The sequence below is a fragment of the Enhygromyxa salina genome (genome assembly GCF_000737335.2).
In the GTDB taxonomy this organism is placed as follows: Bacteria; Myxococcota_A; Polyangia; order Nannocystales; family Nannocystaceae; genus Plesiocystis; species Plesiocystis salina_C.
The window spans coordinates 19,114-27,113 of the sequence record NZ_JMCC02000173.1 but is presented as its reverse complement, the minus strand read 5'-3'; the positions used below and the strand labels follow the sequence as shown (position 1 = coordinate 27,113).

Here is an 8,000-nt window from a genome sequence, read left to right as displayed (position 1 = left end):
GGCGCTGGCCGGCCCCCGCCCCCGCCCCCGCCTGGCGGCGAGAAGGTTGGGCTCGCGGGCTGGCGGGCGCTCGGGGCGATCTCTGTGTGTTCGCGGATCGGCAACCGCGAGGGGATGTCGACCTGATCGCCAAACATGGCGCGGACGTTGAGCGCTCCGGTGTGCGGACGCGCGTGCCGCAGCTCGACCGACTGTCCGCAGACCTGACAAAACGCGGCCCCGCCGGCGACACCAGAGCCGCAACGGGGGCACTTCGACATGTCCGCTGGCCCGGGGAGACGAGCGCGGAGTTCGTAGTCACACACATGACACCGCACCTCGTCAGTCGAGTTGTCGGTGCCGCACGCCGGGCATGGGATCGTTTGGGCCATCTGGTCCGCCATCCGAGTTCGGGCGGGCGCTGCGTGTCCGCCGACGGCAGGTCAACGGGCCTTGAAAGGCTACGCGGGCTGGGATAGACCGCGTGGCCAGGCAGCGAGGTTATCGGGCACCCCGCTGGGCGTCAATCGCAGCGCCCTGTACGCGGCTTGTATCTCGTCCGTTGGACCTCGCCTTGATATCGTCGCCGCTCTCGTCGCCCTCGGAGACCACCCTGCCACTCTTGCGCACACACGGCCTGGTCTTGGTCCTGAGCTTGGCCCTGCTCCCCAGCCTCGCCTGCGCACCGATCATCCGACCAGCGCCGTTCAAGGGGGCCCGCAACCAGGTCACCGACACCAGCCTGGTCGGGCCCTTCGACGGGCAGATCGTCGACCAAGCAACCGGCGTGCCGGTCCAAGACGCGGTCGTCGTCGGGGTTTGGTCCTACGACCGCGGCGACGGCTTCATCGCCCCTGGCGGCTCGGAGACCATCTCCGTCCAGACCGATGAGGCAGGCCGCTACCGAATCGGTCGCGCCCCCCTGCGCAAGCGGGGCAGCAGCCTGCGCTTGGTCTCGTTTCACCTGGTCGTCTACAAGCGCGGCTACGCGAGCTATCGCTCGGACGCGCTGCTCGAGGGCGGTGCCCGGCGCGATTTCACGGGCCGCCACAACCGGATCGAGCTCAGCAAGTGGCGAGAGCGAGACTCGCACGCCGAGCACCTCCTGTTTCTCGCGGCCCCCCGCGAGGTCGCGCGCGTTGCCAGCTGGGAACAGCGACAGGCCAACCTCGACCTCTACGCGGCCATGACCGGCGGCGGCGGGTCCGGCGAGCAGACGGGCGGGCCCAGCCCAAGCGGACCCAGCAGCTCGGAGGACCCCGCCAGCGTGAAAGATCTGTGGCTCGATGCTGGCCAGGTGATCTTCCCCGAGGATGTCGCAATGCGCACGGGCTACGACGGGGAGTTTGTCATCGAAGATCTCGGCGACTTCCCGCGCACCGATTTTTATCACGGCGTCCTGTTTCGGGCCGTCGACCAGGACGAGGAGTACGACTTTTCGTATCGGACCTGGCACCGCCCAACCGGCGGGCTCGATCCCGTCATCGAGATCTTCCGCGAGAACCTCCCGGTCGAGGTCAGCCCCGAGGTCACCGATGAGACCTGGATCTACGAAGAGCCCGGCACGAATTTTCGCGGGGTCGCGTTCATCGACCGCGACAACCAAACCGGTGTGCTCGTCAGCTGCGGGCCCGCGCAGTGCATCGACATCGACACTGCGATCATCTTGGCCAAGTACATTCACGGGCGGCTCCACCTGCTTGGCTCGGTGACCGCCCAGCCTCCGCCCGATCCCGCCGAAGCCGGCGACGCCAAGCCTGGCGCGGGCGCCAGCGTGCCCCCCGAAGATCCTCAACCCGCACCGCAGGACCCCCCACCATGAAGCGCCTGTCGCGACGAGCCCCCCTCCTCGCCGCCTGCGGTCTGCTCACGCTTGGGCTCGGGCTGGCCTCGACGCCTGCCGCGGCGTGGGATCCATCGACGACGCACCAAGGTCTGCTCGAGTCCGCGGTCACCCGCAGCGCCGTGCACCTGCGTTGGATGGACGCCAGCGAGCTCGAGCGCGGGTTGTTCACCTCGCTGCGGGTCGACCCAGACCGCCTGAGCAAAGATCAGCTGCGGCTGCTGCAGCTGACGATCCGCAGCGCCCCCGCGGATGTTGGTGCGCGCCCGCTGGGAGGGCCGGGCACGTGTCCTTCGGCCGCTGCGCCGCCCGAGACCCAGCTGTTTTGCGTGGATCAGGCGCTGTGGGAGCAGTCGGCGCTCGGCTGGCTGCGCTTGGGCATGCTCGCCGAGGTCACGCCTTCGGCCCGGCACCTGCACCACTTCGTGGATCGGGCCCACCCCGAGTCTCCCCGCTGGCGCGACGACGATCTGCCGGCCAGCGTCTTGCGCAAGCGCCAGGCTCGGTCAAACGGCGAGCCGATGGCGGGCGTGGTGACTGGCACCAACTTCGCGGGGCAGTCCAGCTCGGCGATCGCGTGGCTGGAAGATCCCAACGATCTGCTCGCGCCCCCCCAGACCTACGCGCACTTGGCCGCGGCCAGCACCGCAAGCACGAAGGCCGAGCGGGACCACCACCTCGCGCTCGGGCTGTTGGGCGTTGGGGCGTTGATCCACGTGATGCAAGATCTGTCGGTCCCCGCCCACGCGCGCGGCGACGCGACGGCCTTCTTCGCGCCGCTGTCCCCCGTGCTCGGCGATCGTGGGCTGCCGCTGCAAGAATTCGTGCGGGTCGAGTACGGCCGCGCTGACCTGCCCGACCTGCTCGACCTGCTCGGTCGGGCCCACGCGTCCGCAGGTCTGCCCGCGCACCCCGACTATCCAGATCAGCCCGCTGAGCCAGATGATCTCGATGATCCAGAAGATCCAGAAGATCCAGAAGATCCAGAAGATCTCGAGGACCTAGACGATGCATCTGCGCCCGACGAGCCCGCTCCGTCAGAGCCGTCAGCCAGCCTCGCGCCCGCGGGCGGCCCAGGCCAGCCACCCGCCGGCGAGCCCCTCGCTACCACCTTGCTCGGCCACGTGCTCGGCGAAGGTCAGTACGGTGGCATCGCCACCCTCGCTGGGCGCCACTTCTTCTCGGAGTCCAGCGTCCCCGCCCCCAAGTACCTCGACGCGACCCTCAGCGCATCGGAGGCGGCGGCGACCTTGCTCGGTGACGATCACTGGCTCGATCCCTCCGAGGTCGAGGGCGCCACGCTCTCGCCGTGGCCGGCCGAGCGGGGCTACTTGCTGACCTCGACAGGGCGCGCGCTCGCGGCCTTCGACACCGATCTAGACGGCCGGACTCGGCCCTACCTCGACGAGACCTGCTATCGCGATCAGGCCGCGCAGCTGCTCCCCGCCGCCGCCGAGGTGACGCGCTCGCTGCTCGATCTGCTGTGGCCCGCGTGGCCGCAGATGCGGCACCTCGGTGACCGGGTGGCGCTGAGCATCCCCGCCTGGGCGAAGGCCCAAGTGCAGGTGTTCGTTCAGACCGACGCTGGTGTCCGACGCTCGATCGCCCGTCACCCGCTCGAGGTCGGCACCGACAATGTCGTGCCGCTTGGTGTCGGTGAGCTCGCGGCAGGTGAGCGCGTCGTCCTGGTTCTCACGGCCACACGCGTCGACGGGCCGCCGATCGTGATCGAGCAGATCACCACCAGCGCCGCGGCGATCCCCGACGCCGGCCCGGCCCCGATCGTCCCCGTCCCGTGGTGACGGGACCGGCGTGATGGTCCCGTGGTGACGGTCCCGTGGTGACGGTCCCGTGGTGACGGTCCCGTGGCTCAGCGCTTGCGCGAGCGGCCGGGCTTTCGACGGCTGTCGGCCTTCCCAGCCTTGATCCTGGCAGCCTTCGCGTTGGGCTCGACGTCGGGGGTCGGTGCGTGCTCGTCCTCCGCGTCCGATGTGCCGGCGGACCGCTCGACGACGGGGAGCGCCTCGACGGCCGCGCGCAGCTCGAGCAACCCGAGCTGACGGGGCGCGACGGCGAGGGCCAGACCCAGGAGCTCCTGCGCGCGGCTGCGATCTTCGTCCTCGATCGCCTCGCGCAACCCCGCCTCGCGGGCGCTAGCGAAGCCGGGATCGAGCTGCAGGACCTCGGCGGCCACGCGCTCACGCTCGGCGCCGTCGCTGGACCAGGCTTGCCAGGCCAAGAACAGCGCGCGCAGGTGGGAGTCGCTGGCCTTCTCCGCTGCGGCCGCGAAGCTCTGTCGAGCAGCCGTGCGCGCGTCACCGGCTTCGTCGCTGGCGGCGACCTCGAGCTCGACCCGCCCGAGCTCCCAGTGCGCCCAGCAAAACTCGGGGGCGCAGCGAAGCACGCGGCGCAGCTCGGCCCGCGCGGCTCGGAGCTCGCCGCCGCGACGCAGCAGCTGGCCCAGACGAAAGCGCGGAAACGGGGCGTCCTCGTCAAAGTCGAGGCGACGCCGCAGCAACCGGCGCTCGGCCTTGGGGGTCAGATCCCCGTGCTCCTCGAACAAGCCCTCGCGGTACTCGCCGTCGTCGTCATACAGGACGCTCATCTCGGCGATCAGACCCAGCGCGAGACGGACCACGCTCGAGGCGTAGGGCGCCCGCTCGCCGTCGTCTTCCACCATCACGACCTCGCCGCCTTCGTCCCACGGATCCGCCGGAGCGATCAGCAGCGCCAGCCCGATCTCGCCGATCACCCGATCCCCCTCGCGCAAGATCCCTGCGGCCTTGGCCTCTTCGGTCGCCAGGATCTGATCCGCGAGACTCAACAGCCGGGCCTCGGCGTTGCCAAACTCGATCCCATCCCAGCGACCCCACAACCCGGCGGCGTCCTCGCTGAGGCTGGCCTGCGCGAGCGCGGCGGCGGTGGCGGGCTCACCGACTCGATGCAGGCCGATCGGGGCGTCGATCAACCGATCTTCAATGCGGTCAATCAGGGCCTCGAGGCGTTGATTGGGGCGATCTGAGCGACCCATCAGGCGTTTTTCTTGTCGGGCTTGAACACGCTCATCGGCAGGTTGATGCCGCGCTCGGCGACCTCGCTGATGAACGCTGGCACCGTGCCCGTTGGACGGAATTCCGTCGCGCCGTCCTGGCCCTTCATCGCCCGGAAGATCGGCATGTGAACGATCTGGTTGCCCTCTTTGACGCGGGGCTCGACCAGCTCGATGATCTGCATGGCCTCGTTGTTTGCGCCCACGCTGACGCGGACCAGCAGATCGACCGAGCGCGCGAGCGCGACGGTCAACGCCTGGATCGCGCCGCTGGCGACCGTGCTGAGCGCGGCCAGGCGACTGAGCGCGTGGGCCGAGTCGATGCCCCACACGGACACGACCGCGCCCGCCGTTGCACCCGAGATCGCGTCGATCACCGAGGCGGCGTCCTCGTGCCGGCAGCGCTGCGAGACCAGCAGGTCCACGCCACCCCGCAGCAAGATCCCGAGCGAGTCGGACAGATGCACGGTGTCGCCGGGATCGCTGATCCGCCGAACCTGGATCCAGCTGCGCTTGTTGGCGCCGAGCCGACCGGTGTCGGAGATGCACACCACGCGCATGTCGTCGGGCACCTCGCCGCTGAGCGCGTGCATGAAACGATCGAGGTTCACGCCGCCCGAAGCGGAGATCAGCAGCCGTCGCGCGCCGCGGATCGCCGCGCGCAGGACCTCGCGCATGTCCTCGCTCAGCACGCCCTCTTGGACCAACGCCGACAAATTGTTCGCGTCGGTTCGGGTCCGGCGCAGGTTGAGCACGGGCGCGTTGACCTGCGTCGGGGGCAGCAGCGCGTACATATAGAAGCCGTCGGACACCTTGCCCTCGAGGATCTGCTGGCCCTCGACCAAGAAGCCCCACTGCCGCGCGAGCCGGCGGCAAGCCAAGGCCAACGCCCGATCACCCGAGAACCGGCGCTCGACCAGCTCCGCGCGGGTGGCTTTGTTGGTGCCCTCGCGAACGACCCGGATCGAGCCGCCACCAACGACCTGGATCTCGACGACGCCGTCGTCCTGCATCAGCTCGGTCAGCGGACCGAGCTCGAGCAGCTCTCGCGCGATCCGACCCTTGAGGGGCTCGAGCTCGACCTCCGCTTCGATCTCGGCGTTGCGGCGCATGTCCGCGATCATCGAGTCGATCAGCGCCAGCGCCTTGTTGCGATCGGTCTCGTGGACGCTGGCCGCGTGGAGCGGATCGAGGTCACGAATGTTGATGAGCGCGGTCTGGATCACCCGGCTGGCGATCTTGTCGAGGTACGCGCTCTCGACCCCCGGCGCCGAGACCCGCCGCGCCGAGGTGAACACGGTCTCGTCTTCTTCCTCTTCGGCGCCCGGCAGCGGCTCGCCGCGCTCCGCTTCTGCCGGCGGGATCCCAACCGCGGTCCGGCGTGGCTTGCCGTCGGCGCCCGCGACCGGCAGCTCGGCGCGCTCGCGTGGGGCGATCGATTGATCGTCGCCGTCGAGCATCAAGATGAAGTCGCCGACGTAGATCCGGTCCGATCGCCGAACCTTGCGTGGCGTCGCCAGCCGGCGGCCGTTGACGTAGGTGCCGTTGGTGCTCTCGAGATCCAGCACCTCGACACCTCCTTGCACTCGACGAAAGCGCAGGTGGTACTTCGAGACGTTGGCCCGATCGAGCAACAGCTCGTTGTCTTCCTCGCGGCCGACGCAGAACTGGTCGCCCTCGAACGGGAAGCGCTGCGTCTTCCCACCTTTTTCGTGGACCACGACCGTGAGCACGGCTCTGGCTTACCCCGATGGGGGGCGTGCCTCAAGCGCCGTGTTTGAAAGCAGCGAGTGCCAGCTGCGGCGGCGGGGGGCTCGGGATCGCGTCATGTCGCACGCTGCGCAATAACCGCACGGCTCTCACCCGAGCTGAAAATAGCCTCGCGTGGCATAACTCCCCCACCCCATGAGCTCGCCCGCCAAGCCGACACCCGCAGATCTGCAGGCCGAGTCCCTCGCCCGCGACATCGCCGCGGAGATGCCCTCGCCCTATTGCCCTGGCCGCTCGATCGCCAGCTGCCCGTCGGAGGCGGCGCGCGAGCTGGAAGACGACATCTTGGGGCTGGCCAAGCAGGGCCAAGATCGCGAGCAGATCGAGACCGCGCTCGTGTCCCGCTTTGGGGAGGACAAGATGGGCACGGCCCACCAGAGCGAGATCCTGGTGGCGATCATCCTTGGCGCCGTGCTGGCGTTGGCGATGATCGTGTTGTCTGCCCGCAAGTGGCTGCGTCCGAACCAGTCAGGCAGCGAAGACAGCGCAAAGTCTTCATCAAAGCCGCTCGCCAGGGTCAGCGCGGACGAGCTCGACCGGCTAGAGGACGAGCTCGACGACATCGACGGGATCTGACGAGGTTCAGCACGGGCGCGGCTGCCCGTGCCGCGCCGAAGCGACTCACTTTTTCTTCTTCTTGGGGGGGAAGATCACGTCGTGGCAGAACTTGTCCCACTTCTTCTTTTCTTTGGCGTTCTCGAGATCGGGGAAGGTTAGCGGCGCGCCGATCTTGTTCGAGTAGTCCACGACCCGGTTCTCGGCGACGGTCCACAGCGCGTCCGTGCGCTTGATCTCGATCTCGTCGCCGTCGTTGTAGGCGACCGGGTAGCCGTTCATCACCAGCTCGTGGGCCTCGAGGATGTTGCCGATGTACTTGGACTTCGTGAGGATGTCCTGGCCCTGAGCGGCGAACAGCTTTTGCTGCCACGCGTCGGCGACCGGATCGATGAAGGCCAGCTTGAACTGCTCCCACTGTTGCTGCTCCGGGCCCCCAGGTTCGGCGCCAAATGCCTTTTGGCCCTCTTCCTTCATCTTGTCGCGGAGACAGCGCAGCTCTTTCCAGTAGGTCTGCATCGCCTTGGCGTTGGCCTTGTCCCACTTGTAGAGGTGCTTTTCGCCCTCGGGATCCTTGCGATCCCAGGCCGCGAGCTCCTCGGCGGTGGGCTCGGGCAGCACCGACGTCGGGATCTCTCGCTTTTCACGCGGCTCGGTGTCCTCGGCCTTCGGCTCTTCGTCGGCCTTCTTCATGGCATCGACGGCGCTCACGCCGTCGCAGGCGAACAGGCCCAGGGCGAGCATCCCGGTGAGACCAATGGTGACCTTGGATCGAGTTCGCATGTCGGCGCCACTGTAGCGAGC

General features: G+C 68.6%; 7 protein-coding genes. 3 read left to right on the top strand and 4 right to left on the bottom strand.

Annotated elements, in window-relative coordinates:
* Window positions 1-371, bottom strand: a 371-nt coding sequence (locus tag DB30_RS43315; RefSeq protein WP_205633170.1) for a double zinc ribbon domain-containing protein, incomplete at its 3' end; no start/stop codon positions are given.
* Window positions 372-601: 230 nt separating this feature from the next.
* Here DB30_RS43315 and DB30_RS38980 point away from each other — a divergent pair.
* Both DB30_RS38980 and DB30_RS38975 read left to right on the top strand, forming a co-directional pair.
* The gene (locus DB30_RS38980) at window positions 602-1,801 is read left to right on the top strand and encodes a carboxypeptidase-like regulatory domain-containing protein (RefSeq protein ID WP_146662626.1); all 1,200 of its coding nucleotides are present in this window, start codon (window positions 602-604) and stop codon (window positions 1,799-1,801) included.
* The gene (locus DB30_RS38975; protein ID WP_052558977.1) at window positions 1,798-3,624 is read left to right on the top strand and encodes a hypothetical protein; all 1,827 of its coding nucleotides are present in this window, start codon (window positions 1,798-1,800) and stop codon (window positions 3,622-3,624) included. Before DB30_RS38980 ends, DB30_RS38975 begins: the two co-directional genes overlap by 4 nt.
* A 68-nt stretch (window positions 3,625-3,692) precedes the next feature.
* Here the strand turns inward: DB30_RS38975 and DB30_RS38970 are convergent, their stop codons facing one another.
* Complete coding sequence (locus DB30_RS38970) at window positions 3,693-4,853, bottom strand: hypothetical protein (protein ID WP_052558975.1); 1,161 nt, start codon at window positions 4,851-4,853, stop codon at window positions 3,693-3,695.
* The gene (locus DB30_RS38965; RefSeq protein WP_052558973.1) at window positions 4,853-6,604 is read right to left on the bottom strand and encodes an FHA domain-containing protein; all 1,752 of its coding nucleotides are present in this window, start codon (window positions 6,602-6,604) and stop codon (window positions 4,853-4,855) included. The genes DB30_RS38970 and DB30_RS38965 overlap by 1 nt, the downstream gene beginning before the upstream one ends.
* 172 nt (window positions 6,605-6,776) lie before the next feature.
* Between DB30_RS38965 and DB30_RS38960 the strand changes: the two genes are divergently transcribed.
* Complete coding sequence (locus DB30_RS38960) at window positions 6,777-7,217, top strand: cytochrome c-type biogenesis protein (RefSeq protein ID WP_052558972.1); 441 nt, start codon at window positions 6,777-6,779, stop codon at window positions 7,215-7,217.
* Between the two features lie 45 nt (window positions 7,218-7,262).
* Here the strand turns inward: DB30_RS38960 and DB30_RS38955 are convergent, their stop codons facing one another.
* Window positions 7,263-7,979 carry a hypothetical protein gene (locus DB30_RS38955; protein ID WP_153258486.1) on the bottom strand — a complete coding sequence of 239 codons (717 nt, stop codon included), beginning with the start codon at window positions 7,977-7,979 and terminating at the stop codon, window positions 7,263-7,265.
* Window positions 7,980-8,000 lie beyond the last annotated feature (21 nt).

What these genes read in the sequence shown, in the direction of transcription:
- DB30_RS38955 (WP_153258486.1), bottom strand. Translation starts at nt 7,979, where the DNA reads ATGCGAACTCGATCCAAGGTCACCATTGGTCTCACCGGGATGCTCGCC.
- DB30_RS38970 (WP_052558975.1), bottom strand. Translation starts at nt 4,853, where the DNA reads ATGGGTCGCTCAGATCGCCCCAATCAACGCCTCGAGGCCCTGATTGAC.
- DB30_RS38960 (WP_052558972.1), top strand. Translation starts at nt 6,777, where the DNA reads ATGAGCTCGCCCGCCAAGCCGACACCCGCAGATCTGCAGGCCGAGTCC.
- DB30_RS38975 (WP_052558977.1), top strand. Translation starts at nt 1,798, where the DNA reads ATGAAGCGCCTGTCGCGACGAGCCCCCCTCCTCGCCGCCTGCGGTCTG.